1 protein-coding gene and 1 pseudogene are annotated in these 1,005 nt (G+C 64.3%); both read right to left on the bottom strand.

Annotated elements, in window-relative coordinates:
• The coding region (locus FHT32_RS34780; RefSeq protein WP_176669065.1) for a contractile injection system protein, VgrG/Pvc8 family at positions 1 to 207 on the bottom strand (207 nt) is incomplete at its 3' end.
• 33 nt (positions 208 to 240) lie between these two features.
• A pseudogene (locus tag FHT32_RS34775) lies at positions 241 to 1,005 on the bottom strand (type VI secretion system tip protein VgrG); the annotation flags it as partial.

Below are 1,005 nucleotides of genomic sequence, written 5' to 3'. Positions count from 1 at the left end.
GTTGAGGTACCTCGGCCCGCTGCCCGCCGTCTGGATCTCCAGCGTCAGCGGCTTGCCCAGCACCGACTTCAGATCCAGCGACGCGCTCGGGCTCAGCAGATCCACCTCGAACTCGAACAGCTGCGACAAACCCTCCGTCCCGCGCATCGAGCGAAACAGCAGCTGGCTCTCGCCCAGCGGTGTATGGACCTTTACAACTCTCTCCATGATGGGCTCGTCTCCTCTGGCTGTGTGCGAGGCTCAGTTGGCTTTGAGGAAGAAGGCGCCGCACGCTTCCTTGAGGGCACACTTCCTCAGGTGTTGCACCACGATCCGCATGTCGGCCCACGCCACCTTCTTGGCAACCCGCTTTTCGTTGTCGTTCAGAAGCGAGTGGTTGATGAACAGGCCGTTGAGCGACGTGAAGGTCGTCAGCGTCAGCATCGCCTTGACGCCATAGAAGTCGAAGGCAAGCGCGGTCCAGGCCGAGCCCTTGGCCCATGTCGCCGCGAAATTGGTCCAGCGCCAATGCCCGTGGTCCTCGGTGTTCACCGTCTGGCGCGGCGTGTTGTAGACGATCACGTCCGCATTGAGCGTGTAGTGCGTGTTGTTGAGCGTGTAGTTGGTGGCGTTGTGCACGATGGTCGGCGCCCCCACCGTCTTCGGGCCGGTCACCACCGTGGCGTCGGGACCGATCACCAGCTTGGTGTCGACGGCATTGATGATCTCGATGCGCCCGCCGCCGACGATGCGGATGTCGGCGCCGCTCACCAGTCGCACGACGGTGCCGTTCACGGTCAACGAAACGCTTCCGTTGACGGTTTCATCGATGCCGCCGGTGACCACACGCGTCTCGCCCCCGCTGATCGTCTCCGTCGCCCCGCCCGTGATCGTGCGCAGCTCCCCGTCCGTCACCGTCTCCGTCGCACCGCCCGTCACCGTGCGCTCTTCCCCTCCGTCGATCGTCTCCACCGCACCCTGCGTGATGTGACGCTCCTCGCCCGACTCGTACGTCGCCGACTCGTG

Source organism: Variovorax sp. SG517 (genome assembly GCF_013376045.1).
Lineage (GTDB): Bacteria > Pseudomonadota > Gammaproteobacteria > Burkholderiales > Burkholderiaceae_C > Variovorax.
This window is presented reverse-complemented; position numbering and strand designations above follow the sequence as displayed.